Source organism: Streptosporangium oxazolinicum (genome assembly GCF_039537505.1).
GTDB lineage: Bacteria > Actinomycetota > Actinomycetes > Streptosporangiales > Streptosporangiaceae > Streptosporangium > Streptosporangium oxazolinicum.
This window is the reverse complement of record NZ_BAABAQ010000018.1, coordinates 143,140-169,786: the sequence shown is the minus strand read 5'-3', so window position 1 is coordinate 169,786 and position 26,647 is coordinate 143,140. Positions and strand designations below refer to the sequence as shown.

20 protein-coding genes and 1 tRNA gene are annotated in these 26,647 nt (G+C 70.0%); 6 read left to right on the top strand and 15 right to left on the bottom strand.

The features are described 5' to 3' along the window. The first annotated feature begins 7 nt into the window (after positions 1–7). Together ABD817_RS35980 and ABD817_RS35975 are read left to right on the top strand one after the other, a co-directional pair. Complete coding sequence (locus ABD817_RS35980; RefSeq protein ID WP_344922889.1) at positions 8–1,000, top strand: hypothetical protein; 993 nt, start codon at positions 8–10, stop codon at positions 998–1,000. After that, complete coding sequence (locus tag ABD817_RS35975; protein ID WP_344922888.1) at positions 993–2,381, top strand: DUF4407 domain-containing protein; 1,389 nt, start codon at positions 993–995, stop codon at positions 2,379–2,381. The genes ABD817_RS35980 and ABD817_RS35975 overlap by 8 nt, the downstream gene beginning before the upstream one ends. Positions 2,382–2,791: 410 nt before the next feature. On the opposite strand, the gene ABD817_RS35970 is transcribed toward ABD817_RS35975, so the two are convergent. From ABD817_RS35970 to topA, 9 genes are all read right to left on the bottom strand, one after another. After that, positions 2,792–3,643, bottom strand: coding sequence for a PSP1 domain-containing protein (locus ABD817_RS35970; protein WP_425583442.1), 852 nt, complete (start codon positions 3,641–3,643; stop codon positions 2,792–2,794). A 214-nt stretch (positions 3,644–3,857) separates the two neighbouring features. Beyond that, the gene (locus ABD817_RS35965) at positions 3,858–5,012 is read right to left on the bottom strand and encodes a glycosyltransferase family 4 protein (protein ID WP_344922887.1); all 1,155 of its coding nucleotides are present in this window, start codon (positions 5,010–5,012) and stop codon (positions 3,858–3,860) included. Then, positions 5,009–5,734, bottom strand: a complete 726-nt coding sequence (locus ABD817_RS35960; RefSeq protein WP_344922886.1) for a hypothetical protein — start codon at positions 5,732–5,734, stop codon at positions 5,009–5,011. Before ABD817_RS35960 ends, ABD817_RS35965 begins: the two co-directional genes overlap by 4 nt. 231 nt (positions 5,735–5,965) lie before the next feature. Continuing rightward, positions 5,966–7,483, bottom strand: coding sequence for a hypothetical protein (locus ABD817_RS35955; protein ID WP_344922885.1), 1,518 nt, complete (start codon positions 7,481–7,483; stop codon positions 5,966–5,968). After that, positions 7,480–7,980, bottom strand: a complete 501-nt coding sequence (locus ABD817_RS35950; protein WP_344922884.1) for a SigE family RNA polymerase sigma factor — start codon at positions 7,978–7,980, stop codon at positions 7,480–7,482. Before ABD817_RS35950 ends, ABD817_RS35955 begins: the two co-directional genes overlap by 4 nt. 217 nt (positions 7,981–8,197) lie before the next feature. Next, entirely contained in the window at positions 8,198–9,379 is a 1,182-nt protein-coding gene (locus ABD817_RS35945; RefSeq protein WP_344922883.1) for a DNA polymerase III subunit delta', read from the bottom strand. Positions 9,380–9,476: 97 nt separating this feature from the next. Next, positions 9,477–11,537 (bottom strand): dTMP kinase, encoded by a 2,061-nt coding sequence (tmk, locus tag ABD817_RS35940; RefSeq protein ID WP_344922882.1) that lies wholly within the window; start codon positions 11,535–11,537, stop codon positions 9,477–9,479. A 453-nt stretch (positions 11,538–11,990) separates the two neighbouring features. Continuing rightward, entirely contained in the window at positions 11,991–13,391 is a 1,401-nt protein-coding gene (locus tag ABD817_RS35935; RefSeq protein ID WP_344922881.1) for a metallophosphoesterase, read from the bottom strand. A gap of 111 nt (positions 13,392–13,502) precedes the next feature. After that, positions 13,503–16,157, bottom strand: coding sequence for a type I DNA topoisomerase (gene topA / locus ABD817_RS35930; protein WP_344922880.1), 2,655 nt, complete (start codon positions 16,155–16,157; stop codon positions 13,503–13,505). Here topA and ABD817_RS39690 point away from each other — a divergent pair. After that, positions 16,084–16,500, top strand: a complete 417-nt coding sequence (locus ABD817_RS39690) for a DUF5703 family protein (RefSeq protein WP_425583441.1) — start codon at positions 16,084–16,086, stop codon at positions 16,498–16,500. The two genes, topA and ABD817_RS39690, sit on opposite strands and share 74 nt — an antisense overlap. A 193-nt stretch (positions 16,501–16,693) precedes the next feature. Here the strand turns inward: ABD817_RS39690 and ABD817_RS35920 are convergent, their stop codons facing one another. The 3 genes from ABD817_RS35920 to ABD817_RS35910 form a co-directional block, all read right to left on the bottom strand. Further along, positions 16,694–18,934 (bottom strand): chaplin family protein, encoded by a 2,241-nt coding sequence (locus ABD817_RS35920; RefSeq protein ID WP_344922879.1) that lies wholly within the window; start codon positions 18,932–18,934, stop codon positions 16,694–16,696. A 257-nt stretch (positions 18,935–19,191) separates the two neighbouring features. Then, positions 19,192–19,812, bottom strand: a complete 621-nt coding sequence (locus tag ABD817_RS35915; protein WP_344922878.1) for a hypothetical protein — start codon at positions 19,810–19,812, stop codon at positions 19,192–19,194. A 110-nt stretch (positions 19,813–19,922) separates the two neighbouring features. After that, positions 19,923–21,230: a M20/M25/M40 family metallo-hydrolase gene (locus ABD817_RS35910; RefSeq protein WP_344922877.1), complete on the bottom strand. Its 1,308-nt coding sequence runs from the start codon at positions 21,228–21,230 to the stop codon at positions 19,923–19,925. A gap of 166 nt (positions 21,231–21,396) precedes the next feature. Here ABD817_RS35910 and ABD817_RS35905 point away from each other — a divergent pair. Beyond that, positions 21,397–21,482: transfer RNA gene (locus ABD817_RS35905), tRNA-Leu, on the top strand. A 316-nt stretch (positions 21,483–21,798) separates the two neighbouring features. Here the strand turns inward: ABD817_RS35905 and ABD817_RS35900 are convergent. Continuing rightward, positions 21,799–22,374 carry a dihydrofolate reductase family protein gene (locus ABD817_RS35900; protein WP_344922876.1) on the bottom strand — a complete coding sequence of 192 codons (576 nt, stop codon included), beginning with the start codon at positions 22,372–22,374 and terminating at the stop codon, positions 21,799–21,801. Positions 22,375–22,591: 217 nt separating this feature from the next. Here ABD817_RS35900 and ABD817_RS35895 point away from each other — a divergent pair, with 217 nt between their 5' ends. After that, on the top strand, positions 22,592–23,248 hold the full coding sequence (locus tag ABD817_RS35895; RefSeq protein WP_344922913.1) for a winged helix-turn-helix transcriptional regulator: 657 nt from the start codon (positions 22,592–22,594) through the stop codon (positions 23,246–23,248). Between the two features lie 320 nt (positions 23,249–23,568). Further along, a complete protein-coding gene (locus ABD817_RS35890) occupies positions 23,569–24,612 on the top strand; it encodes an AraC-like ligand-binding domain-containing protein (RefSeq protein WP_344922875.1) in 1,044 nt (347 codons plus the stop codon). 361 nt (positions 24,613–24,973) lie between these two features. Here ABD817_RS35890 and ABD817_RS35885 read toward each other — a convergent pair whose 3' ends face one another. Both ABD817_RS35885 and ABD817_RS35880 read right to left on the bottom strand, forming a co-directional pair. Further along, positions 24,974–25,162, bottom strand: a complete 189-nt coding sequence (locus tag ABD817_RS35885) for a hypothetical protein (RefSeq protein WP_344922874.1) — start codon at positions 25,160–25,162, stop codon at positions 24,974–24,976. 165 nt (positions 25,163–25,327) lie between these two features. Then, positions 25,328–26,578 carry an NF041680 family putative transposase gene (locus ABD817_RS35880; protein ID WP_344922873.1) on the bottom strand — a complete coding sequence of 417 codons (1,251 nt, stop codon included), beginning with the start codon at positions 26,576–26,578 and terminating at the stop codon, positions 25,328–25,330. Between the last annotated feature and the right edge of the window lie 69 nt (positions 26,579–26,647).

Here is a 26,647-nt window from a genome sequence, read left to right as displayed (position 1 = left end):
AACAGCGATGCCCGCGTACAGCGAATACCCGATCGTGGAAGAACGCGCCCTCCGGCCTCCCCGCCGGCGGCTGGGACTCTTCCCCCGCCGCGATCCCGGCGAGCTTCCCGAGACCCCGGTGGGAACCGTCCTCGTCTTCGCGCTGAACGGAGGCTACAAGGCGTACACCGAGGGCCAGCACCTGCGCGGGTCGGAGGACGCCGTCGTGGAGGCGAGGTCCGTGAGCGTCGTCTACATGCGCAACCGGCAGGTCACGCTGGGAATCGAGATCCCGTCACAGGACATGGGCTACCAGTTCCTGCTGAAGGCCGTCTTCAGGTGCAGGGTGACCGACGCCGAGGCGGTCGTCTCCGCCGGGATCGAGAACGCCGCGGACGTGCTGACCAACCATCTCCGTGACGACGCGCAGCTGATGCGGCTCGGCACGACGCGGCCGATCGAGGAGGTGCACCTCCTGTCCGTGGAGGTCACCAACAGGGTCCGGGCCTACCTGGAGTTCTACCCGCCCCGGATCGACGGGCTGGAGGTGGCCCTGGTCAACGTCGACCTTCTCGCGCCCAACGACATGCTCGCCCACGGCCGGCGGGTCAAGGGGCTCCAGTGGGACGGGGAGCGCAGGGATCTGGAGTCGGCGATCGAGAACCGTGACGTCGCCAGGATCGAGGAGATCTTCAAGCGCGGCCCCGAGGCGACCGTGGCGTTCGGCGTCAGCCGGGAGCAACTGCTGATGACCGACGCCGTCGGCCTCACCCGCGAGGCGCAGGAGAACCGGATGAAGGCCCTGTCCGACCTGATGAACAACATGCCCGACGGGGCACTGGACTTCCTGCCCATCGACACCCAGCGGCTCATCGAGAGGATGGTGACGTCGGTCACCGGGGACAACCTGTTCGCCGAGGCGCCGAAGGCCGTGGAACCTCCCGCGCTGGGCGGTGGCCGGTCGTTCCAGAACGGGCACGACGGCCCGCGCAGGATCGGCCTGGAGGACCTCGATGACTGACGAGGTGCCGCCCGGCAGGCACTCGAAGGCCCCGCCCGCCGGGCCGGGCGGCCGGTTCGACCTGGGGCGTCGGCTCCGGGTCCTCTCCGGGGTCGACGAGGAGATCCTGGACCAGGTGCCGCTGGAGCGGACCCGGTACGTGGGTCTCGGCGGCGTGGTGCTGGGCACGGCGGTCGTCGCCGGGATCTCGATGTGGTTCGCCCTGAGCCAGGTTCTGGGCGGCCCCCACATCGGGCTGGTCATCCCCACGGTGATCTGGATGCTCATCGTGCTCAACCTCGACAGATGGCTCGTCTCGACCGTGACCGGCATCTGGCAGCGCAGGCTCCTGATGCTGGTCCCCCGCCTGCTCGTCGCCGTGGTCCTGGGCTTCGTCATCGCCGAACCGCTGGTCCTGAAGGTGTTCGAGACCGCCGTCGTCCAGCACGTCCTGGACGAACGCCAGGACGCCCGTAGCACGGAACGGGCCCTGCTCCTGAGGTGCAACCCCCAGGAGCCCACCGGCGCGCGGGAACAGCGGGGCTGCGAGGACGCCAGGCTCCTGGCACCGGCCGCCGAGTCGGACGCGACCAGGCTGCGCGACCTGGAGAGGGACGCCGAGAAGCTCCGCACCCGGGTCAACGCCGACAGCGCGCGGTACGACAGGCTGTTCACCCAGGCCACGAACGAATGCGGAGGGGTCAAGACAGAGGGAACGAGCGGCAGAAGAGGCATGGGACCGCTCTGCGAACGCCTGGACGCCGCGGTGAAGTCCTTCGCCGTCCGCAGCAAGCTGGCCGAGAACCAGAAGAGGCTCCGCTCCCTGGACGACCAGGTGTCCGCGCTGCGCGAACCTCTCGCCGACAAGCGGGCCGACTTCGGGCAGCGGGTCGAGGCGGACGTGCGGAAGCGGGTGGACGCGATGCCCGGGGCGGACGATCCCGTGGGGCTCCTGGAGCGCATGCGGGCGTTGCACGAGCTGACGGTCGAGAACCCCTACCTGTTCGGGGCGAGCTGGCTGCTTCGGCTGTTCCTGATCCTGCTCGACTGCCTGCCCGTCCTGGTCAAGCTCATGGGGGGCACGACCACCTACGACCGGATGGTGGATCGCGCGAACCGCACCCAGGAGAGAATCCACGAGAAGCGTCTGCAGTTCAGCGTGGACGGGCGCGTCGGCGAGCTGGAGCTTCAGGCGCACCGCGACGCGGAGGACCGCCGACGGCGGCGCCAGCTGATGGACATCGAGAGCAAGGCCGCCGACGCCGAGGCACGCGCCACGGTGGAGGCCATGATCAGGCGCCGGACCGAGGAGATGAGCCTCCAGGGCGTCACGCACGTCATCAAGGAGGAGCGGCGTAACGGCTCCCACCCGCACATCGACCTGACGAGCTCCCAGAACTGACGGCGCTCCGGGCCGCCGATCGACTCCGGGGCGGGCGCCCTCCCCGCGCCCTCCCCGCGCCCTCCCCGCGTGCTCATCGCGTGAGTCCGCGGACAGCCCCGATCCTCCGAGCGGGTTCCGAGGCAGGAATCCCGTGACCGTCGGAACCACCTTGATACGCCCTCACCGTGGCCGGCTGACCCAGCGGGTCGGCTGGGCCACCTGATACGGCCCCGCGTGGCCACCCGCCGACCCTTCTCCGAGGGCCCGGCGGGCCTCGTCGCCGCCCGCCGGTCTGGCCGGACCGGCGGGCGGTCATTCTTCCCCGCGACACGAACCCGGGTGCCCGCAGGAACACAGGTTCGGCCAGTCACCGACCAGCGTGCCGCAGGACGGGACACGGACGCCCGCGGGCCTCCGGCGCCCCCTGCTCAGGCCCCGCCGTCGCCGACCTTCGCCGTGTCCCCGTACGCCGCGTCGTGCTGTTTGCGTGGGGAGCACACCGACGCCGACGGGCACGCGCAGCGGCGTCCGCCGTCCTCCAGGCGGACCACGACGGAGTCGGAGGGCACGTTGCGGCCCACGACGGTTCCCGCCCCCTCGGGGGTGTCGACCTTCAGCCCGACGCGGGGCATCCTGCTGTGCGCGTCGAGGTAGAGAGGGTGCTCGTACTTCAGGCAGCACATCAGCCGCCCGCACGCCCCCGCGATGCGCAGCGGGTTGACCGGCAGGTCCTGGTCCTTGGCCATGCGGACGGAGACCGGCTCGAAGTCCTTGAGGAAGGTGGCGCAGCACAGGTCGCGGCCGCAGGGTCCGATGCCGCCCTGGAGGCGGGCCTCGTCACGGGGGCCGATCTGGCGCAGTTCCACCCGGGCGCGCAGGTTGCGGGCCAGGTCGCGGACGAGGGCGCGGAAGTCGACTCGCTGGGGGGCCGAGAAGTAGACCGTGTAGACGTTCTCGGCGTCCGTGTAGTCGACGCCGACGACCTTCATGGGCAGCGTGTGCCGCTTGATCAGGCGCTTGGAGACGCTGCGGGCCTCGGCGCGCCGCCGTTTGTTGCCCTCGTCGCGGGTCAGGTGCTCCTCACTCGCGATTCCGGCGCACACCGGCAGCCCGCCGACCTCCTCGCTCGTCCACTGGGGTGCCCAGACGCACTCGGCCACCTCGGGCCCGGCGTCGGTGGGGACGAGCACCTTGTCTCCGACCTTGGGACTGTGCTCACCGGGATCGAGGTAGTACAGCCTGCCGTAGCGGGTGAAACTCACCGCCATGATCATGCCCATATGGCTCCAAACCTGGGGGTACGGCTCGTGCTCACCTTACGTGGCATACCCGGGGACGCGGAGAACCGCCCGAAGATCCCCATCCGCGACCATGGGCCGCGTACGTCCCTCCGGCCGGCCTCCGCGTTCCCTCATCCGTCCCCTGGAACGAGCACCGCTCCGGCTCGTCCGACCACATCACAGAGACGCCCTACCGGGCCGTCCGCTGCTCCGGTCAGCGGCCGAGTTCGGCGAAGGACTTCTCCCAGCGGTTCACGATCATGGAGATGTCGTAGTTCCTGGCCGTCTGGAGGGCGTTCTCGGCCATCCGGCGGCGGCCCTCCTCGTCGTCGATCATCTGGATCAGCCCGTCCGCCAGGGCGTCCACGTCGTCGGCGGGGACCAGCAGCCCGTTCACCCCGGAGGTGATGATCTCGCGGGGGCCCCGGGGGCAGTCGAAGCTCACCACCGGCACCCCGGAGGCGAACGCCTCGATGATGGTCATGCCGAAGCCCTCGAAGCGGGAGCTGACCGCGTGGATCGAGGCCTTGGCGAGCTCGCCCTCGATGTCTCCGGTGGGTCCCATGAACGTGACGTTGTTGTGCAGGCGCAACTTGACGGACTGTCTCATCAGTTTGTCGCCGACCCGGCCCTCGCCGTAGATCCGCAGCTTCCAGTCCGGGCGTTCCTTCGCCACCCGGACGAACGCCTTCAGCAGCCGGTCGTACCCCTTGACCGGCACCAGCCTGCCCGCGGCGAGCACGATCCGGTTCTCCTGCCGGGAGCGCGGACGCGGCCCGCCGGGCAGCCCGTTGCCGATGGTGAACACCTGGGTGGGCGACCCGTCGAGCATCTTGCGGTAGTCGTGCTCGTCGGCCTCGGTGAGGGTCACGACGGCGTCGAGCTTCGGGTACCACGTCCGGATCTCCTCGAAGATCCCGGGCTGGTGGGCCTCGAAGTGCAGGTGCTCCTGGGCGATCGTGACGACCCGTTTGCGGGCGTACCTCGCGGCCATGATGTTGAGCCCCGCGCGGGTGGTGATCAGCACGTCGCTGCGGAGCCTGCGCAGCTCGCGGACGAGAACCTCGTCACTCCAGGCGCTGAAGGAGGCGTACGCGCGCTCCTCGGGGTGGATCAGCGCGCTCTCCCGCGCGCTCAGCCGCTCGGCCCTCTTCGTGTACGGCCAGCGGACCCTGGCCCCCTCCCTCAGGTCCACCAGCGAGCGCAGGCGAACCCGGGAACCCAGCGGCAGGAAGGGCGTGTCGGTGTGCTGGAAGACGCTGACGACCTCGACCTCGTGCCGCTCGGACATCGCGGTGGCCAGGTCGAAGGTGGCGCGAATGGTACCGCCCATACCGTAGGCGTTGAGGAGCAGGAAGGAGATCTTCACGGGCTCCCCTCCTCGACGCTGAGCGCGACGGCGAGGCTGTCGGTCTCGGTGTAGTACGGCCGGACCCTCACCTGCCCGACACGCTGAGCGGGAAAACGAATTTTGGTCTTCTTGTCCGTTATGTCATCAAGACGAGTGGCCAGCGGCAGCCGGGTTCCGGAGATCTCCGCGTAGAGATCCCAGAAGACACGACGCCGTACCTGCGTCTCGGCCATCGGCGCGATCTCGACCCCTCCCTCGAACCACCGCCCCTGGAAGCTCGCGGGCCCGCTCACGGGCTCCGGTCCCCGGCGGGCCACCGCCACGAGCCTGGCCGCCCCCCGGATCGGCTCGCCGTACGCGATGGCGCCCTCGACCTCGATCACACCGTCCTCCGCGGTCACGCGGATCACCTCGACGTACGGCTCGACCTCGCGGACCCGCAGGCCCAGCGTGCCGAGGGCGGTGCGGAACGCCCTGATCTCCCGGTTGCGAGGGGTCTCGGCATAGGACCACAGCCCGTCGAGCGAGAACCCCGGGTCGTCGGTGGCGACGGGCTCACCGCCTCGCGACGCCATCCAGACACCCGCGGACAATGTCCTCAGGTCCGTGGCCTGGCACTCCTCACCGGTCTCCACGTGTCGCAGGACGATCCCCGGATCGTTCCCGTCGATCGGCTCCGGCCACTCGATCCTCAGCGCGTCGTCGTCGCCCACACGGCTCGTGACGGCCCGCCCGCTCACGGACGGAATCACCCCGTGGCGTGCCCCCATGCTCACCAAGAGTCCCCCGGTCTTCTCTGCTCATCCCCGTAGAGCAGGACACTGTCCACTGATTTATAACGAAATAGCTTATTTTTGTCTGTTAATCCTAACGACCCACACTCGTACTTTGAGGTGACTTAGCGATGAATGGTTCCATCTAATCGGAAACAGATGGGTAGTGACCACTTGGCGCGGTCACTACCCGCCTTCTCACCAGCCGATATCCATCTCGGGGGTTCTGGAGAAACTCCTAAGTGTCCGATACCGGCCGGAGCTGACCGTCCCGTACTCCGCCCCCCGGCGGACCACGAGATGCCCACCCGAACCGTCCGCGTCGACCAGCCGGAAACCTCCCCGGCCGTCGCGGTAGAACACGGCCGACTGAACGCCGTCCTCCGCGTCGAAACGCACGATCTCGGCGGTCCCGGGTACGACGGAAAGGCCACTCCCGTCGGCCTTCTGGACGATCCGGCCGAGCGCCGCGACGAACGAGCGGCCGTCGGCGTCGATCCGCACCCCGTGCACGGCGGCGGGCGCGCCGGAGGAGGTCCTGAGCTGGACCTTCCTCGCCCTGCCCATGTCCTCTCCGTCCTCGCGCAGGTCGAGCACCCACACCTCCGAGGGGTCGGGGTTGACCTCGAGGATCGCCGTGCCCCCGCTCTGCTCAAGCACTTTGGTGGCGTCGGGTACCGGGGTGCCCGTCCCCCCCGGGTCCGGCACCGGAGTGGCCTCCTGACTCGGCGCCCCGGACGACGGGACGTCCTGTGTATCAGGCACCACGGTGGGCGTCCCCGGCCCGGGATCCGTCCAGACAGGGGGGGACACCGGGGTGGAGGTCGGGCTCCAGGCGGCGGCCGGGGGAGGCGGGTTCCCGGAGGACGGGGTCGCGGAAGGCAAGGTCTCGGAAGACGAGGTCGGGAAAGGCGAGCTCAGGGGAGGCGAGGTTTCGACAAGCGAGGTCGAGGGGGACGAGGTCGGGAAAGGCGAGGCCGTGATGCCCGCGCCCGGATCGCGTCGTACGGGCAAACGCTGGAAGGCGACGAAGCGGCCGTCCGCGGTGACCGTCACGTTTTTGACCTCTTCGTCACTCGACGAGCCGAACACCCGGCTCTCACCGGTGGCCAGGTCGGTCACACCGATCCGCGCGGCGCCGGAGGAGCCGGTCTCACACGGCTCCAGACCGTAGACGAGCGTGCCGCCGTCCGCGCTGACCGCGAGCGACGTGGGTACGGTGCCCTGCGGCGGGCCGCCCAGCGGCTCCTCCGTTCGCGGAGATTCCCCCGCTTGGCCGGGCGTCACGCGGAGGAACCCGAAGCCGCAGGGGCCCATCCTCACCACGGTGTAGAAGGCGCCTCGCGCGGAGTCCACCAGGAGGAGGTATTCCTCCGTGGCCCCCAGGGGTCGCCGGTCGACCCGCTGACCGGTGGCGGCCCGGTAGAAGGTGATGCCGTCACCTCCGGCCGCCGCGAAGTACTCCGGTCCCGAAGCCAGGGTCGGGATCGGGGTCGGGGTCGGCGGCGCGACGACGCCGTCCCCCCGCCCACCGCCCTGGGCGACCACCACCCCCGCGGCGGCCACCGCGGTAGCGGTGACCGCCGCCGCGGCCACCAGCGGCACGACCCACGATCTTCTCGTACGAAGCGGCTGCGGCCTGAAGGCGGGGACGTCCTGAACGGTCTCCCCAACGGCTCCGGCCGCGTCCCGCAACCGGTTGACGATCTCGTTCACTGGTCATCCCCCAGGAGACGGCCGAGCGCGTTCAGCGCCCGATGCGTGGTGGACTTGACGGTGCCCCGGCTGATCCCCATGGCCCTGGCGGTCTCGTCCTCCGACAGGTCCGCGTAGAAGCGCAGCAGCAGCACCTCACGCTGCCGTCGCGGCAACCGGTGGAGGGCCTCGACGACCGCCCGGCGCTCGTCACCGAGCATCGCCTCGGACTCCGCCGACCAGACGGGCGGCGTGTAGGTCCCGGCGAACCACGAGGGCAGCCGCCTGCGACGCAGCACGGTGCGCGCGTTGTTCAGCACGGCACTGCGCAGATAGGCGAGCGCCTTCTCCGGGTCTCTCAACCGGCCGAACCGGCGATGGAGACCGAGGAACGCCTCCTGCACCACGTCCTCGGCGGACTCGCGATCCCCGATCATGAGAAGGGCCAGCCGGGTCAGCCCGAGCGCGTGCCCGGCGTAGAGCCCGCTGATCGTCTCAGCGGGCTCGGGTCTGCCCACGCCCAACGTTTCGGGTTGCATGACCAAGAGACGCGGAAACCGCCCCCGGGTTGCCTCCCGTCACGAGCCGGATCAAAGTCAAGGCCGGAACAGTCCGGCACCAACCCGGCCCGACGTGGAACCAAGGCCCGCCCGGCCCGGAGTCAGGCCCGGTGTCGGTCGGGGACGAAGCCGGTCCGTACCTCGGAGACAAGACCGACTCAGAGTCGGGACCGGCTCAGAGCCGAGGCCGGTGCAGGGAGATGGTCATCGACTCGACCGCCATCTGCGGGCTGACGTTGGACGCCAGCCGCCTCCGGCAGCGCATGATCGCATCGATCCTGCGCAATGTGTCCTCCGGCGTGGAGGCGCGGGCCAGGTCGTCCAGGTCGGCGCGGCGGTCCTCGCTGGCCAGTTCCACGTGCGCGCCGAACTGCACCGCCAGCACGTCGCGGTAGAACGCCACCAGGTCGAGCAGGGACGCGTCGATGACGTCGCGCTTGGTGCGGGTCGCCCGGGACTTCTGCCGATCCTCAAGATCCTTGAGCGCCCCGGCACCGCCCCGGATCAGGCCCCTGTTGAGCCCCTTGCCCGTGGAGCCCTCGCCGTAGACCTGGCGCAGCTCGGTGATCTCCGACTCGTTCAGCACCGCGGTGACCGCGGCGGCCTCGTCCTCGGCGGTCTTCACCAGCCGCTCGGCGGCCATCACGCACTCCCCGACGCCGGTGAGCGACCGGGGGATGGACAGCACCGCCTCACGGCGCGCACGCGCCTCCTCGTCCAGGGCGAGCCTGCGGGCGCGGTCGATGTGCCCCTGGGCGGCCCTGGCGGCGAACTCCGCCATCGCCGGTGGCACGTTCTCGCGCGTGGCCAGCACGTGGGCGACCGCCGCGGTGGGCGGGGTGACGAGCGTGACGAGCCGGCAGCGGGACCTGATGGTGATCATCATGTCGTCCGGGGAGGGCGCGCAGAGCAGCCACACCGTCCTCGGCGGCGGCTCCTCGATCGCCTTGAGCAGCGCGTTGGACGCCCCCTCGGTCGCCCGGTCGGCGTCCTCGAACAGCACGACCCGCCAGTGGCCCAGTGTCGGCGCCCCGGCCGCGCGCAGGATGAGCCGCCGGGTGTCCTTGATGCCGTACGAGAGCCCCTGCGGGCGGACGATCTCCAGGTCGGGGTGGGAGCCGACCGCCACCTGATGGCACATGTCGCAGTGGCCGCACCCCTGGTCGGGGCAGAACAACGCGGCGGTGAACGCCCGCGCGGCCTCTTCGCGCCCGGACCCGGGGGGCCCGGTGAACAGCCACGCGTGGGTCATCCCGGCACCGCGCCCCCCGGCCAGCAGGTCGGCCCCGGCCGCCGCCGCCCGGCGGAGCGTCGCGGCGGCCCGCTCCTGCCCCACAAGATCATCAAAGACTCCCACGCCCCCAACCTACCGTCGGGCACGCGGGCTCAGTCGCGGATCGCGCGCCCGGCGCGGTGCGGACGCACAGGACCGACCCACCGCCGGGAACGTGAGCTCAGTCGCGGATCGCGGGCATGGTCCCGGTGACGTCCTCCGACTCCTGTGGCACCGGATCGGGCAGGATCTCGCGGACCCGGTCGTGGATGATCGAGGAGATCTGGTTCTGGGGCAGGGTCCCGTCGACGACCAGGTAGCGGTCGGGCTCGGCGGCGGCCAGCGCCCGGAACTCGCGGCGGACGCGCTCGTGGAACTCCAGAGGCTCCGACTCGATGCGGTCGGCGGCCCCGCCCAGCCGGGCCAGTCCCACCGACGGCGGGGTGTCGATGAGCACGGTGAGGTCGGGGACGAGCCCGCCGGTGGCCCAGCTGTTGATCCTCGTGACGTCCTCGGTGTCCAGGGCCCGGCCCGCGCCCTGGTAGGCGAGCGACGAGTCGACGTAGCGGTCGGAGACCACCATCGAACCCCGGTACAGAGCCGGGCGGATGACCTTCTCCACGTGCTCGGCCCGGTCGGCCGCGTACAGCAGCGCCTCGGACCGCGCGGACAGCCCCTGGTGCACCGCGTCGAGCAGGATCGCCCGCAGCCGCATCCCCACCTTGGTCGAGCCGGGCTCACGGGTCTGCACGACGTCGAAGCCCTGGTCACGCAGCCAGATCGCCAGCAACCTGGACTGGGTGGTCTTCCCCGACCCCTCGCCGCCCTCGAACGCGATGAACGTCCCGCGCCCCTGCTCGGCGCTCTCGGGGGCGAACCGCTCGCCGCGCACCGCGGCGAGCAGGTCGGCGACGATCGAGACGCCCCTGCGGTCGTCCATCTGCCGCAGCGCCACGATTCCGACGATCACCGCGAGCAGCCCGCCGACCAGCAACACCAGGTTCGAGCCGTCGAACCGGTAGACCGGATCCGGGCCGACCCTGATCTGGTGCTCGCCGAACAGGCCCGCCAGGGTCGGCGCGACCGCGACCACCAGCAGCAGGGTCACCCGGGCGAGCGACTGCAGGAAGGAGAACGTACGGCCCCGCAGGTTGTCGTCCACCTCCAGCCCGATCATGGTGTAGCCGATGATCCAGGCGATTCCCGCGCACGCCCCGAGCAGCACGGTGAGCAGGACGACGATCACCAGGTTGTGGACGAGCGCGACCGCGACGAGGACCAGCCCGGCCACCACGATCGCCAGGCCGAACAGCCTGCGCCGCGACAGCTCCCTCAGCAGCCTGGGCCCGAAGAACATGCCGGACGCCATACCGACGAAGACCGCGCCGAAGACCACGCCGTACGCCGCGTCGCCACCGCCCAGCGCTTCCACGTAGATCTTGGCCACCCCGACCACCGCGCCACCGGCGGCGAACGCGCCCAGCATGCCGATGATCAGGCCGCGGATCAGCCGGTTGCCTCCGACGAACCGCCAGCCCTCGAAGATCTGCCGCAGCACCGACGGCGTGGCGGTGGCCCGCGCGCCGCTCCTCGGGATGTCCTTGAGCGAGAAGATGATCACGGCCGAGACCAGGTACGCGAGCGCGTTGATGAACAGCGCCAGGTAGGTCTCGCGCTGGGCGAGGAACGGCACCAGCCTGCCCAGGACGTCGTCGGCGACCGACAGCAGCGCGAACAGCAGCGCGGCGATGGGCGCGGTGCCGTACGTGACCAGGAAGTTGAGCTGGTTTGCCTCCTCCAGCCGCTCCTTGGGCACCAGATTGGGCACCGTGGCGTCCTTGGCCGGGACCCAGAAGAGGTTGACGCACTCGACCAGGAACGTGGCGACGATCACCCACTGATAACTGCCGATCAGCGGGATCGACAGCACCAGCGCGAAGCGCAGGAGGTCGCAGAAGAACATCGTCAGCCGCCGGTCGAACCGGTCGGCGAACGCGCCCGCGAGCGGGCCCAGCAGGATGGCCGGGAGCATCTTCGCCACGAAGACACCGCCGATGGCCAGGCTCTGGACCTTGTAGCCGGACGCCGCGGTGAGATTGCCCGCCAGGGCGGTCAGCGCCAGGAGGTTGAGCCAGTCTCCCAGGCTGCACACCGACATCGCCGTCCACAGCTTGCGGAACGGGGCGTTGGCCAGCACGTGGGGGGTCTTGCGTCGCGCGGTGCTCCGGCCAGGGGTGGTCATAGTGTCAGCGTATCCAGATGCTCGCTGGGCTGGGGAAAACATGAGCCAGGCGGAAATGCCCGGCTGCCCGTCGCACGAGGGTAATACGTCCACCCCGCCCCCCGCAGGTCACACCCGCGAAAAGAAGCGCCCGGTACGACTGTTTCCAGAGTTGCTCATAGCGGGCCTGGGGCTACTCGTGACAGGCTCCCAGAGCCGCTCGTAGCGGGGTTCCAGAGCTGAGATCCTCAGAACCGCTCGTTCCGTGCGCTCCCGGGGCTGCTCGTGACAGGGTCCCCAGAGTCACTCGTATCGGAGCCGCCCAAAGGCTACTCGTGACGAGATCCCCAGGGTTGCTCGCTCCGGCGTTCCCTGAGCTGCTCGTGACAGGATCCACAGAGTTGCAGAGTCGCTCGTAGCGGGGTCCCAGGGCTACTCGTTCCGGCGCTCCCAGGGTCGTTCGGCGCGGAGTTTCTAGGGCTGCCCGTGGCGGACTTCCAGAAGGGTGATCTCGGGGGGAGCGCCCACCCGGACCGGCGGTCCCCAGAAGCCCGCGCCCCGCGTCACGTACACCTGGGTGCCGTCCACCTCGCCGAGGCCGGAGACGACCGGCTGCTGCATCGGGATGACCAGGTTGAAGGGGACCATCTGACCACCGTGCGTGTGGCCGGACAGCTGGAGGTCCACGCCGTACGCGGCCGCCTGGACGGCCTGGACCGGCTGGTGGGCGAGCAGGACGGTGGACCGGGATCGATCGCGGTCGCCGCCCAGCGCCCGCTCGAAGTCGGGGCCGTCGCCCGAGACGATGCCGCCGAGGTCGTTGACCCCGGCGAGGTCGAGCACGGCTCCCCCGTGGGCGATCTCGACGCGCTCGTTGCCGAGGGGGCGGATGCCGAGCCCGCGCAGCTCCTCGATCCACTCCTGCGGGCCGTTGGCGGTGTAGTACTCGTGGTTGCCGGTGACGAAGTAGGCGCCGTAGCGGGATTCGAGGCCCTTCAGTGGCCCGGCCAGCGGGCCGAGCTCGGCCACCGTGCCGTCGACCAGGTCACCGACGATGGCGACCACGTCCGCCTCCAACGAGTTGATCATGCGGACGATGCGCCGGGCGTGCTCCGTACCGGTGAGCGGGCCCAGGTGGATGTCGCTGACCACCGCGAACCGCAGGCCGCTCAGGCGCGGATCCAGCCTGGGCAGCACGACCCCGACCGATTCGATCACCGGGTCGCCGAGAGCCGTCCTGACCCCGAACCCGACCGTGCCCAGCGCCCCCGCCCCCGCGGCGACCGCGGCCGTACGGGCGATGAACAGCCTCCTGCTCATCCCCCTCGTCCCCGCCGGATCGTCCGGCCCGCCCGAGGCCCCTCCGCCGCGCCGCGCGTCCCCCGCCCCCGGCACGACGATCACCCCGCCGATCTCGGACTCCGTCTCGGACGCGGACCGGTCGGCGACATCGGGCTGAACGACGGACACCGGCTGAGCGGCCATGAGCGCGGCCCGCCTCTCCGTACGGGCGACCCCGTTCGACTCAGGAAAGGCCGCCCCACCCGGCGGAACCGCCCGCCCCGCCCACCGCTCCGTCCCGCGCAGGACCATCAGGGCCACGCCCCGGGGAATCTCCAGGACCACCAGGAACACGAAGAGGTAGAACATCACCGCGATCCAGAAGAACCCCGGCCACGCCAGGAAGTGCCCCCACTCGCTGCGGGAGGCGACCAGCGTCACCGGGGTGAGCACGGCCAGGCCGACGAGGACCCACGTCAGCACCCGGCGGGTCCTTCCGGGCCGCGTGGTCGAGCGGACCAGGCGATGCCACAGGTAGAAGTGGACCAGCGTGACCGCGCAGATGACCAGCGACACGAAACCCACTATCGCCACTCGCCTCTCCCGCACCCCCACCGGCCGTTCCCGGTGCGCTCCGAAGAACGCCCGGGACGGCGAATGCGTTCCCAGGGCCCTGGAATTCCCAGAACCCTGGAAACCGGGGCGTCAGGCCTTCGCCTTGGCCCGGGTGGTGCGGGGACGCTTGGGCGCCGGGCCGCGGGCGCGGCGGTCGGCGAGGAGCTCGGCGGCACGCTCGGTGGTGATCTGCTCCACCTCGTCGCCCTTGCGCAGGGAGGCGTTCGTCTCACCGTCGGTGACGTACGGCCCGAACCGCCCCTCCTTCACCACGATCGGCTTCTTGGAGACGGGGTCCTCACCCAGCTCGCGCAGCGGCGGCGCCGCGGCGGCCTGCCTGCCCCTCGCCTTGGGCTGGGCGAACAGCTCCTTGGCCCGTTCGAGGGTGACCGTGAACATCTCCTCCTCGGACGCCAGCGAGCGCGAGTCGGTGCCCTTCTTGACGTACGGCCCGAACCTGCCGTTCTGGGCGGTGACCTCCAGATCGTCGATCATCCCGAGCACCCGGGGCAGCGACAGCAGCTTCAGGGCGTCCTCAAGGGTGATGGTGTCCAGGGACATCGACTTGAGCAGTGATCCGGTGCGCGGCTTGGCGGCGTCGGCCTTCTTGGTCCTCTTCTTGGCGCCCTCGGCCGGAGGCGCCTCCTCGGGAAGGATCTCGGTGACGTACGGGCCGTAACGCCCGTCCTTGGCCACGATCACGTGCCCGGTCACCGGGTCCTTGCCCAGCTCCCGGTCACCCGTCGGGCGGGAGAACAGCTCCTCGGCCCTCTCGGCGGTGAGCTCGTCGGGGGCGAGGTCCTCCGGCACGTTCACCCGGGCGCCGTCGCGGTCCAGGTACGGGCCGTAGCGACCCACCCGGATCATGATGTCGGTACCCCTGATCGGGAACGAGCTGATCTCCTTGGCGTCGATCTCGCCGAGGTCGGTGACCATCTCCTTCAGGCCCTCGTCACCGTCGGCGCCGAAGTAGAACCGGCGCAGCTCCGGCAGCCGCTCCGCCCTGTCGTTGGCGATGTCGTCGAGGACCTTCTCCATCTCGGCGGTGAAGTCGTAGTCGACGAGGTTCCCGAAGTGCTGCTCCAGCAGGTTGACCACCGCGAACGCCAGGAAGGACGGCACCAGGGCCGTCCCCTTCTTGAAGACGTAGCCGCGGTCCAGGATCGTCCCGATGATCGACGCGTACGTCGACGGACGGCCGATCTCCCGGTCCTCCAGCTCCTTGATCAGCGACGCCTCGGTGTACCGCGCGGGCGGCTTGGTCGCGTGCGCCAGCACGTTGAGGGCGGACGCGGTGAGCGGGTCGTTCTCGGCCAGGTTCGGCAGGCGCTTCTCGGAGTCGTCCCGGTCGGTGGACGGGTCGTCCGCGCCCTCTACGTAGGCTTTCAGGAAGCCGTGGAAGGTGATGGTCCGGCCGGAGGCGGTGAATTCGACCCGCTCACCCGAACTGGACGTGCCGTCCACCTTGACGGTGACCGACTCGCCGACCGCGTCCTTCATCTGGGAGGCCACGGTCCGCTGCCAGATCAGCTCGTACAGGCGGAACATGTCACCGCTCAGCCCGGTCTCGCCGGGCGTGCGGAACTCCTCGCCCGAGGGACGGATCGCCTCGTGCGCCTCCTGCGCGTTCTTGACCTTGCTGGCGTACACGCGCGGCTTGTCGGGCACGTACGCCGCGCCGTACAGCTTGATGGCCTGGCTGCGGGCCGCCGCGACGGCGGTCTCCGACAGCGTGATGCTGTCGGTTCGCATGTAGGTGATGAAGCCGTTCTCGTACAGGCGCTGGGCGACCTGCATGGTCGACTTCGCGGAGAAGCCCAGCTTGCGGCTCGCCTCCTGCTGCAGCGTGGTCGTCCTGAACGGCGCGTACGGCTTGCGGGTGTACGGCTTGCGCTCGACGGACTTGACCTTGTACGAGACACCGGCCAGCCGCCCGGCGAGGGCACGGGCGGCCTGCTCGTCCAGGTGGAGCACGTCGGCGCTCTTGAGGGTGCCGTTGCTCGCGAAGTCACGCCCCTGGGCGACGCGCTTGCCGTCCACGCCGGTCAGCGTGGCGGTGAACTCGTGCGGGACCTCGTCGCGGCCGGTGTCGAGGAGCGCCTGCAGGTCCCAGTAACTCGCGCTGGTGAACGCCAGGCGCTCACGCTCGCGCTCCACGACCAGCCGGGTCGCCACGGACTGCACGCGCCCGGCGGACAGGCGGGGCTTGACCTTCTTCCACAGGACCGGGCTGACCTCGTAGCCGTAGAGGCGGTCGAGGATGCGCCTGGTCTCCTGGGCGTCGACCAGCCTCAGGTTCAGGGTGCGGGGATTGGCCACCGCCTCCTGGATCGCCCTCGGGGTGATCTCGTGGAACACCATGCGGTGGACCGGCACCTTGGGATTGAGCACCTCACGAAGGTGCCAGGCGATCGCCTCGCCCTCGCGGTCCTCGTCAGTGGCGAGATAGAGCTCGTCGGCGTCCTTGAGCAGCTGCCTGAGCTTGCTCACCTGCGCCTTCTTGTCGTGGTTGACGACATAGAGCGGCTCGAACTCGTGATCCACGTTGACGCCGAGGCGCGCCCAGGACTCCCCCTTGTACTTCTCGGGGATGTCGTCGGCCTTCTCGGGGAGATCGCGAATATGTCCGATACTGGACTCCACGACGTAGCCGCGGCCGAGGTACCCGGCGATGGTCTTCGCCTTGGAAGGCGACTCGACGATCACCAGGCGGGTTCCGCCGGCGTTGCCGTTCTTGGCTGGCACGCTGCTTCCTACCTCGCTGTTCGCATTCGTTCCCCGTTTTCTTCCCCTCGGGTTACCCGATCTCGGCCGGGAACACTCCCAAGGGAAGCCGCAAGGACGCAGAATAAAGCCCTATGAGTGTCGACGTCCCCCAGCTCACCCTCGGAGACTAATCGTTGTGCTCGACTACTCCTACTTGGTTCTCCACCTTCCGCGTGGCACATCCCGGGACGCAGCCCGGCGGATCCTGACCGAACATGCAGAATACGGCGACTGGGAACTCGACCGCCTGCGACTGTATCCCGACGGCCGCCGGGACGTCCGACTACGCCGGAAGATCATACGTGTGACCAGGACGATGTGACATCGGACATGGCTTTGCCCGCTCCGGGCCGCGCCCCCGGAACGGGCAAAGCTTCGGTACCTCTTCGGTCGAGCGGACGCCGCGCCACAGGGGCGCGGCCATCCTGTCCCGGGCCGTCGAGGCGCTAAATGCCTTCCTCAGCGGTTCTGGGAAAGCGTGTCCATTGGGTGACTAATGTCTTACTTCTCGCGGCTTACTTCTTGCCGAAACGGATCCGGCGGGTGGCGCCGAAGACCGTCGCGGCGGCCGCGGCCATCGCGCCGATCAGCAGGGTGACCAGGGAACCGACGTTCATCCCGGTCACGCCGACGGGTTGGGCCGCGCTCATCAGGCCCAGGTCACCGACCGGCAGGGCGCCGGCCGGGGTCGAGGAGGTCAGACCGGCGACGGGAGCGGGCAGCGAGCCGTTCCCGGCCTCGGCGGCCCGGTCGCTCGCCGGGCTCGCGGGCACGGCGGGCATGGCGGGCAGCTCGGGCAGCCGCGCGGCGGCCGGGAACCGCGACTGGTCCGCCGCCACGCCCTGGGCCGCGGGCGTCGACGCCAGGCCGGGGGCGGACGCCTGCCCGGCCGCGCCGCCGAGAGCCGGGACGGCCGGGAAGGCGGGCAGCAGACCGCTGGTCTTGTGACGGCCGGGCTTGGAGTCCCAGTGACCGTGACCATTGTCATAGCCGCCGTGACCACCGGGGCCGCCGTGACCACCCCACTGGCCGCCGTTACCACCGGGGCCGCCCCACTGGCCGCCGCCCGGACGCCCGGACGGGCCGCCGACGCGGGAGCCCCCGAGGCAGCCCGCGGCGGCGTCGCCCAGGACGGCCACGGCGTTGCCGCAGATGTTGATCGGCGCGGTGATCGGCGCCACCACCTGGTTGCCGCCCAGCACGGAGTGCTGACCCGAGGTGCGGTTGCCACCGGCGCCCGTACCCGCGCCCGCGCCGCCCGAGACCGAGGCTCCGCCCCTGCACGCGGCAGCGGCCTGGCCGAGCACGCCCACCGCGTTGCCGCAGACGTTGACCGGCGCGGTGATCGGCGCCACCACCTGGTTACCACCCAGCACGGAGCTCCGGCCGGACGTGGTGTTGCCACCAGCGCCGCCGCCACCGCCGGTGCCACCGCCCCCGACGGACGCGCCGCCCTGGCAACCGGCGAACGCACCGCCCAGGACCGCCACCGCGTTGCCGCAGATGTTGATCGGCGCGGTGATCGGCGCCACCACCTGGTTACCGCCCAGCACGGAGTGCTGACCCGAGGTGCGGTTGCCACCGGCCCCCGAACCGCCGCCCCGGCCCGCGGGAACCGACACCCCTCCGGGGCAACCCGCCCGGCCGTTGCCGACGGCGCTGCCGCAGACCTCGGCGGGCGCGGTGATCGGCGCGACCACCTGGTTGCCGCTACCGGCGCCGAAACGCCCGTCGGTGTCGTTCCCCGGCCGACCGTATCCCCGGTCGGGCCCGCCGGGACGGGGGCCGCGCTCCCAGCCGTCGCCGGAGCCGCCCGAGCCCGGACCACCCGGACGCGTGCCGTGCTCCCAGCCGCCACCGGGACGCGGCCCCCGCTTCCCATGGTCGCCGTGGTCACCGTAGCCGGGCTTGCCGGGCCCGCCGTGCTCTCCGGGCTTGCCGGGCCCCCCCGGGTGCCCAGGCCCGCCAGGGTGACCGGGGCCCCCCGGGTGACCCGGACCGCCGGGTGTGCCGCCGACGACCTCGGCGCCACCCTCGCAACCGGAGAAGGCCTCGCCGACGACGGCGACCGAGTTGCCGCAGATGTTGATCGGCGCGGTGATCGGCGCGACCACCTGGTTGCCACCGAGCACGGAGCTCCGGCCGGACGTGGTGTTGCCACCGGCCCCGCTGCGGGCTCCACCCTGGCCGCTCACCGAGGCCCCGCCACGGCAACCGGCGGTGGCCCCGCCGAAGATCGCGAAGGAGTTGCCGCAGGCGTTGATCGGCGCGGTGATCGGCGCCACCACCTGGTTGCCTCCGCCGACGCTGTGGTCACCGTTCGTACGGTTGCCACCGGCTCCGCCGCCGTTGCCGCCCTGGTTCCGCACCGAGGAACCGCCCCGGCAGCCCGCCTCGGAGCGGCCGAACGCCGACACCGCGTTGCCACAGGCGTTGACGGGCGCGGTGATGGGGGCGACGACCTGGTTGCCACCGAGCACGGAACCCCGGCCGGACGTGGTGTTTCCACCGGCGCCCGTACCGCCACCGCCGTTCTCGACGGAGGCGCCGCCCTCCGAGGAGGCGGACGACTGCCCGGCCACACCGGCCGCGTTGCCGCTGATGTCGATCGGCAGGGTGATGGGGAGGTTGACCTGGTTGCCTCCGCCGATCGAGTGGTCACCGTCGGTGTCGGCGAAGGCCGTACCGCCGCCCATGGCCATGACGCCCAGTGCGAGCAGTGCCGCGGGGGCCGTACCCGTAACCCACGTACGCATGATTGAAGCTCCTAGCAGTTTCGGGGGGGACCTGACCCTCGTGAGGGCGTGCGAAGCCGTGCGAGGGCCGGACAGGCCCGCACAGCGGAGGCCCCGAGGACCGTCACGAGGAATGGGGAATTGCCTTTCTCCGGCCTGCTGATCGCTCACCGACGGAGCGGCTCTCCTGGGGATGGAGGATGCTCTCCTGGGGATGAAGGCAGGCTCCGCGACCGGCGGATCACCCGAGAGGTGATGGGCCGGTCCGCGAGAGGAGATCAGTCAGGAGAGAAAGAGGGATCGTCCGCCGCTGTGCGGACGACAGGGGGGAGCACGAACGCCGGCGGGACGCGCTGCGTCATCTGCCGCGGGTCGTAGGCGAACCACGCGACATCTCCCGGACCCGGTCCTGGGAGACCGGATCCACCACCGCTCTGGGGCACGAATCCATTGGCGCCAGAGCCGTGCTCGACGGTGGCGGGTGCCGGGAACCCCGGCTTGGACTGGCTGGTGAGCCCGTCCACACCTCGCCCCGCCATGGCTTCGGCGTTGTGCGTCGCCGACAGCCCGCCGCTGACCGTGGGGAAGACATCGGCCCCGAGGGCCGATCCGGAAGCGGCTGTGTGAGGGGTCTGGGAGCGGGCCTCCCCTGTCGCCGCGGTGGTGTCCGCGACCGCGGGAGCGGCTCCGAGGAGCCCGAAGACGACCGCGAGCAGCCATGCGGCGGCCAGGAGACCGCCGACAGCGAGGGCTCGCCTGACGCCCCGCCGAGTGCCGGCCGCGAACCGCGCCATCCGGTCAGCCCGGCCGGGGATCGTGTCGTCGACGGGAAGGGTCGCGGGCGCGCGTCGGACAGCGGGCGAGGACGCCCTCCACTGCCCGTACGGCACGCGTGCCACGTGACCTCCCCAAAGCTCCTGGACGGGCCCGCTTGGACACGAGCCATCCCTCAACGGAGAGTTACGTTAGCAGCACATTGAGTCAACGCAACGGTTTTCCCGGGAACGGCTCAGCAGCCGTCCAGGAAACGGTCAAGGACCCGGACTCCGAACTGGAGCGAATCCACCGGCACCCTCTCGTCGATGCCATGGAACATCCCGGAGAAGTCCAGGTCCGCGGGCAGCCTCAGCGGCGCGAACCCGAATCCCCGGACGCCCAGCCTGCTGAACGCCTTGAGGTCCGTGCCCCCCGACAGCGTGTACGGCACGGCCAGCGCGCCCGGGTCCTCGGCGAGGAGGGCGTCGGCCATCGCGCGCACCAGCGGCCCGTCGAAGCCGGTCTCGATGGCGATGTCGTGGTAGACGAACTCCCTGGTCACGTTGGGGCCGAGCAGCTCGTCGAGCGTCTCGAAGAACTCGTCCTCGTACCCCGGCAGGAAGCGGCCGTCCACGTGGGCGGTCGCGGTCTGGGGGATCACGTTGGCCTTGTAACCGGCCTCCAGCATCGTGGGGTTGGCGGTGTTGCGCAGCGTGGCGCCGATCATCCGGGCGAGCGGCCCCAGCTTGGCGACGGTCTTCTCCGCGTCGTCCAGGTCGAGTTCCAGCTCCAGGGCCTTGGAGGTCTCCTCCAGGAACGTCCTGACCGTCCGCGTCATCCGGACCGGCCACTCGTACCGCCCGACGCGGCCCACCGCCTCGGCCAGCTCGGTGACCGCGTTCTCGGCGTTGAGCATCGAACCGTGCCCGGCCCTGCCGGTGGCGGTCAGGCGCATCCAGGCGATGCCCTTCTCCGCGGCCTCGATCAGATAGAGCCTGCGCGCCTCGTCGATGGAGACGCTGAACCCGCCCACCTCGCCGATCGCCTCGGAGCATCCGTCGAACAGGTCCTTGTGCTCGTCGGCCAGCCACTGCGCGCCGTACTTGCCCCCCGCCTCCTCGTCGGCGGTGAACGCCAGCACCACGTCCCTCGGCGGCCGGCGGCCCTCGCTGAGCCGCTGCCGCACGACCGCGAGGATCATCGCGTCCATGTTCTTCATGTCGACCGCGCCGCGCCCCCAGACGCAGCCGTCGGCGACCTCGCCGCTGAGCGGGTGCTGGGTCCAGTCGGCGGCGTTGAAGGGGACGACGTCCAGGTGCCCGTGGAGCAGGAGGGCGTCACGGGAGGAGTCCTCCCCCGCGATGCGGGCGATCACGTTGGCCCTGCGGCTGTCCGACTCCAGGATCTTCGGCTCCAGCCCGACCTCGGACAGTTTCTCGGCCACGTATTCGGCGGCGGCCCGCTCACCGGGCCCCGAATTGTCGCCCGCGTTGGTCGAGTCGATCCGGATCAGGTCGCGGCACAGCCCGACGACCTCGTCCTCAGCGTTGATCGCCGTCATGTGGGACTCCTTGCGGTTCGGTACGGCTTCCACCTCCCATCCTGCCGCCGCGCGCCCCCCACCGGCACCCCTCCCGCCCCCGCCCCCAACCGATATGACGCGGGCTCAAGAGTTTGCTAACCTAAGTCCGCCGACGAGGGATGACGGTCCCTCGTGCAGGCACCACGTCCGGGTGGCGGAATAGGCAGACGCGCTAGCTTGAGGTGCTAGTGCCCTTTGCGGGGCATGGGGGTTCAAGTCCCCCCTCGGACACAAACCGATCGCTTATGGGGTCCTGGTCATATGTAGACGTGACCAGGACTTGTCGTCCGGTCGGCATGTGCTGGTCGGCAAGGCCAACGAGAACAAGTCGATCGCCGGCCACAATCCGCGCGACGGCAGGAGCTACGAACTGCTCCGTGTCGGTCTCCGGCTGTGGCGCCGGGTCTTCTTGGGCCCGGCGGGGCGATTGCCGGTGTCGCCCTCGGCTCCCTGGGACGCCGTCAAGAAAAGCGTCGCCGCACCGGCCCTGACAGCCGCGTCCCCGCCGGCCGGGTCGCCGTTACCGTTCCTGAGACCGCCGTGCCGCCTACCGGCTGCCGATCGGGCGGTATCTCGTCAGGACGACTCCGGAGGCGAAGGGCTCGGCCGATACCAGGCTCAGTCTCGCGGGCAGCCGGTCGCCGTCGAACAGCGCCTTGCCGTGGCGGAGAAACACGGGGTGCACCAGTAGATGGAACTCGTCCACGAGCCCGTGTCCGGTGAGCGACCGGACCACCCCGAGGCTGCCGTAGACGACGATGTCCCCGTCGGAGTCGCGCTTCAGGTCGTTAATCTCGTCGGGATCGATGCGTTCCAGCCGCCGCGTGTTCTTCCACTCCGCCGTGCTCCCCGACGCCGAGACGACGATTTTCTCCATGGCGTCGACGCGGCGGGCGTAATCGCGGACCTCGTCTGGTTCGTCCGGGTTCTGGGCGGCCCGTGGCCAGTGGCTGGCGAAGTCGGCGTGGGTGATCCGGCCCAGCAGCAGGCTGCCGGAGCCGTCCACGAGTTCCCGCTCGTACCTCTGGAGCCGCTCGTCGATCAGCAGCCAGTCCATCTCGTCCTTCGGGCCGGCGACGTACCCGTCGAGGGTGATCCACATCGAGACGATGATCTTGCCCATGTGCCGTCCTTCTTTGGCGTCGTGTTCGGCCGGCGCCCGAGGCGGCCCGGACGGGTCGCGGGTATGTGCCCCGCCGGACGCTGCCGCCGGAGCCGATGACTGCGGGTCCGGGGTCCGGGGTCCGGAAAGCTGATCTCCCCAAACTAGGGGCGGCAACTCCTTAATAGCAAGTGATACTCCTAATTTAGGAGTGGTCTGGTAGTCTCGGGCCGTGAGCATGCGTAGCTATGGAGATCTGTGCGGCGTGGCTCGGGCGCTGGATGTCATCGGCGAACGGTGGGCGCTGCTGGTGGTGCGCGAGCTCCTGCTCGGCCCCAGGCGGTTCAACGACCTGCTCGGCGGTCTGTCCGGCATGAGCCCGAACGTGCTGAACCAGCGACTGAACGAGCTCGTCGACTGCGGCGTCGTGAACCGGCGTGACCTGGGCGCGCCGACGCGGGTCCGCCTCTATGAGCTCACCCCCTGGGGCCGTGAGCTGCAGCCCGTTCTGTTCCAGCTCGGCCGCTGGGGAACTCGGGCCCCGCTCCCGCCCGACGGTGAGCTCGGCGTCGGCTCGCTCATGCTCAGCCTTCTGGCCGGTTTCGACCAGGCCAGAGCAGGCGAGCTGCGGGGCGCCTACGAGTTCCGCATCAACACCGAAACCTACGCCGTGGAGGTCGCCGACGGCCTTCCCCGGATCAGGCGCGGCACCGTCGACCAGCCCGACGCCACGCTCACCACCAGCATCGACACCCTCCGGGCCGTCTGCGGTGCCCGGACCAGCATGGCGGTCGCCGTCCGATCCGGTGATCTGCGCCTCGACGGTGACCAGCACGCGGTCCAGCGCCTGACCGAGCTGCTCCTGGCACCCTTCACGCCCCCGCCAGACGCATGACGGCCGCCACCCTGGAAGGCGGCGGCGCACCGCCGTCGGCGTGACGATCGTCGGCGCGGGTTCGCGCCGGTCGGTAGCCCGGCGCGACAGCCAGGACGACGTCGAGAACCGTGCCACCCACCCCAGCCAGTGACGTTTTCGCGGCTCAGGTGAGGGTGATTTCCGCAGGGTCGTTGACATACCACGGCCTGGCCTCTTAACGCACGCGGCGCACCTGCGGCCTTTCGTTCACCGGTGGTTAACAGAACCGGCCCGGGACGACCAAAAAGGGTTTAGCTGACTAAACCCATGAACGGCTTTCTGGAAAGAGGGAAATACCGGTGAAGACAGTGATTGACACGGGGAACCTGCCAGTGGATGAGCGGTTCGAATCATGGCTCGATTACATGTTCCAGCAGGTGGTGGCTCCTATGAGGGTCACCTGTGACGATCCCGGGGCTTTCCGGGGAAGCATCGAAGCGATAGAGCTGGGCGCCGTTCATGTCTCCGCGGTGGGCGCTTCCCCATGCGAGGCGTACAGGACGTCTCGGATGATCCGCCAGTCCGATCCCGAACTGTTCCAACTTGCGTTTAACCTGCGTGGAAAGACCATGATAACGCAGGAACGCAAATGCGCTCTGTCGCAGCCTTCCGACCTGGTGCTTTACCATACCTCGCGCCCTCACCAAATACGGACCGGCCGGGTACGGGCCGACCTCGGCGAGCACGCCACCCAGGGCGTGATGGTGGTGTTTCCCGCCAAGCTGCTGCCGCTCTCCCCACGCAAAGTGGAGCGGCTCACCGCCACATCGTTACCGGGCCGCGAGGGGGTCGGCGCACTGCTCACCGGGTTCCTGACCCAGCTGACCGCCAGCACCCACCAGTACGGGACCGCCGAGAGCGTTCGCCTCGGCACCATTCTGGTCGACCTGATCACCACTGTGCTCGCCCACCACCTCGACGCCGACACGGCTGTACCGCCCCCCACCCACCAGAGCCTCCTGCTGATGCGGGTCTACGCCTTCATCGAGCAGCACCTGACCGACCCAGGTCTGTCCCCGGCCACGATCGCCGCCGCTCACAGCGTCTCCACCCGCACCCTGCACCGGCTCTTCCAGACCCAGAACGCCACCGTCGCCGGATGGATCCACGCCCGGCGGCTGGAGTGCTGCCGACACGACCTTTCCGACCCTTTCCTTGCTGACCGGCCGATTCATGCCATCGCCGCCCAGTGGGGTTTTCCCGCCGCCGCGCACTTCACCCGCGCCTTCACCGCCGCCTACGGGCTCGCCCCCCGGGACTACCGGCACCGGCACCGGCCTGATCGCCACACTCGTTCCGACGCGGGGGAGATCCCGGGTGCCGGCATTCGCACGAACCTCTGATCTTGAATGAGCGATCCTCACGGAGGCGATCGACCTAGGTATTCCCGCAAGTTATCAGCTAGTAAGACGGGATTCCCGGGCCAGGCGCTGAATGCCGCCCTGGCGGGCACCTGCGGCGGGCACGCCCCCGGCACCTGGTCGAGCTCGCCGACGGCGGCCAGGCCGTCATCACCGAAGCCCAACGGGCGCCCGGCACGCGCACCCCGATCGGCTACCGCGTCACCCCGGTCCAGATCGGCCTCATCGAGGGCCACCTGGGAAACAGGCCGGTGGCCGGTGGCGTGTTATTCGCCTGGCCTTCGGACGTGACGAACGCCCCGTCGTACGGCTCGCGCTGGGACGGGGCGTTCGTGGTGATCGTTTAGCTGGCGGTGCGGCGGTTGGTGGGAAGCGAGGTGGCGTTCTCGTGGGTGGAGACGGCAGTCTCGTAGGTGGAGACGGCAGTCTCGTGGGTTTTGGCCATGCGGATCCGGCGCCAGGCCGTGGTCCACCGGGCGAGGTCATCTTCGCTACCCCCGCAGCCGCTGACGAAGCCCTCCACGACCTTCATGGTGGGCAGGCGGGACGGCTTAGCTTCGCTTTTAACCCGGTAGCGAGTGTCAGGCCGTCCGGCTGGTCGTTTTGATGGCCGGGTGGCGGGGAGCAGGTCCGCGAATGGTGCCGCGTGGACGGCCCGGGGAGTGCCCGCAGGGTTGTGGCGCACTGGCGGGGGTGCCTATCCCGCGTGAACGGAGCGAAATGCGCGTCGCACCCGTCCAGGGGTTAATCGGTTGATGGATAAGGGCTTTTCCCAAGGCAGGCGCAGGTCGGTGACGAGATGGCGGGCCAGGCGTAGTTGGGTGTAGGCGGCGAGGACGAGCCAGGTCCACCGATCGGCTTGTTCGGGAGTGCGTGGCCTGGGCAGCGTCCAGTTCAGGGTCTGCCTGCAAAAGCGGAAGGTGTGCTCAAGGTCGAACCGCCGCACGTAAGAGCGCCACAGCGGATCCAGGTCCGAAGGGCAGCCGGTGGGGTCATGCCACCACAGCCACAAAGTGGCGGGCTTGCGGCTTCGGCCGGGTAGCGCGGTGACGGTGAGCCGAACCACGGTACCGGCCACGATCGGGCGCGGACCGCGACTGCCGTGCCCGTCATGCTGCTGGGTTTTGGCATGCAGCCCGCTCCAGGCGTGCACGGTCACGGTGCCGTACTGCGCATCTGTCGTGGTGAGAGCGGCCGTCGAGGGCGGCCAGGTAGCCGGGTCGGCGCAGGCGAACTTCCTGCCATGTCGGCGTGGTCGGCCCAGGACGCCCACCTCGGCGGGCGGCGGGTCGGCGTAGAAGCAGCGATCGGAACGGATCCGCACCAGCAGTTGCGTCGGCGCGTCCTTCAGGGCAAGGACCAGCCGGACCGGGTCATAGCCACCATCGAAGACAAACAGCGGGAGCCGCCCGCCGGCATCGGGTAGCCGCGGCAGCAGCTGGAGGATCTGGGTGGCCGCGGCATCATTGACATTCGTTCCCGGTGGCAGGCGCAGCACATCCAGCGGAGCAGTCCAGGAGTTGGTCGTCAGCTCCAGACCGGCCAGCCAGGAGAACGCCCACCCGGCGATGATCGGCTTGCCCGCCGAATGCCGGGTGGGGTGGTAGTAGAACCCGCGGCCAGGTGAGCATTCGGCGTCGCTGCGCGCCCAGCAACTGACGTCGATGGCGAACACCGCAGGCCGCTGATCCAACTGCCTGGCCAGCAGATCCCGTAGAGTCCCGGTGTTGATCTGCCCTTTGGCCAGGGCGGCATACACGCTGCCGTGTCCGCGCCGGTGCAGCGGATCCAGTGACAGGTGCGGCAGCCAGACCACCGGCCCAGTGGCCAGTACGGCATCGGTGAGCTCGAACAATGCATCCGGGCGGCAGGTGAAGCAGGCCATCAGCTCCCGCCGGAACACCGTCAGGGCGGCCAGCCCTTGGCGAGGTGGGTTCGGTAAGAGCACACTCGAAACGACGGCTACCACACACCTCCGGGCACTTGGTCGTACTCGGAGCATCGCGCGGTGGCCGTT

Excerpts from the sequence above, each read along its gene's own strand:
- ABD817_RS39690 (WP_425583441.1), top strand. The coding sequence starts at position 16,084 with ATGGTCTTCGCCTTGGAAGGCGACTCGACGATCACCAGGCGGGTTCCG.
- ABD817_RS35910 (WP_344922877.1), bottom strand. The coding sequence starts at position 21,230 with ATGACGGCGATCAACGCTGAGGACGAGGTCGTCGGGCTGTGCCGCGAC.
- ABD817_RS35895 (WP_344922913.1), top strand. The coding sequence starts at position 22,592 with ATGCGTAGCTATGGAGATCTGTGCGGCGTGGCTCGGGCGCTGGATGTC.
- tmk (WP_344922882.1), bottom strand. The coding sequence starts at position 11,537 with ATGACCACCCCTGGCCGGAGCACCGCGCGACGCAAGACCCCCCACGTG.
- ABD817_RS35980 (WP_344922889.1), top strand. The coding sequence starts at position 8 with ATGCCCGCGTACAGCGAATACCCGATCGTGGAAGAACGCGCCCTCCGG.
- ABD817_RS35970 (WP_425583442.1), bottom strand. The coding sequence starts at position 3,643 with ATGGGCATGATCATGGCGGTGAGTTTCACCCGCTACGGCAGGCTGTAC.
- ABD817_RS35885 (WP_344922874.1), bottom strand. The coding sequence starts at position 25,162 with ATGAAGGTCGTGGAGGGCTTCGTCAGCGGCTGCGGGGGTAGCGAAGAT.
- ABD817_RS35975 (WP_344922888.1), top strand. The coding sequence starts at position 993 with ATGACTGACGAGGTGCCGCCCGGCAGGCACTCGAAGGCCCCGCCCGCC.
- ABD817_RS35900 (WP_344922876.1), bottom strand. The coding sequence starts at position 22,374 with ATGGGCAAGATCATCGTCTCGATGTGGATCACCCTCGACGGGTACGTC.
- ABD817_RS35920 (WP_344922879.1), bottom strand. The coding sequence starts at position 18,934 with ATGCGTACGTGGGTTACGGGTACGGCCCCCGCGGCACTGCTCGCACTG.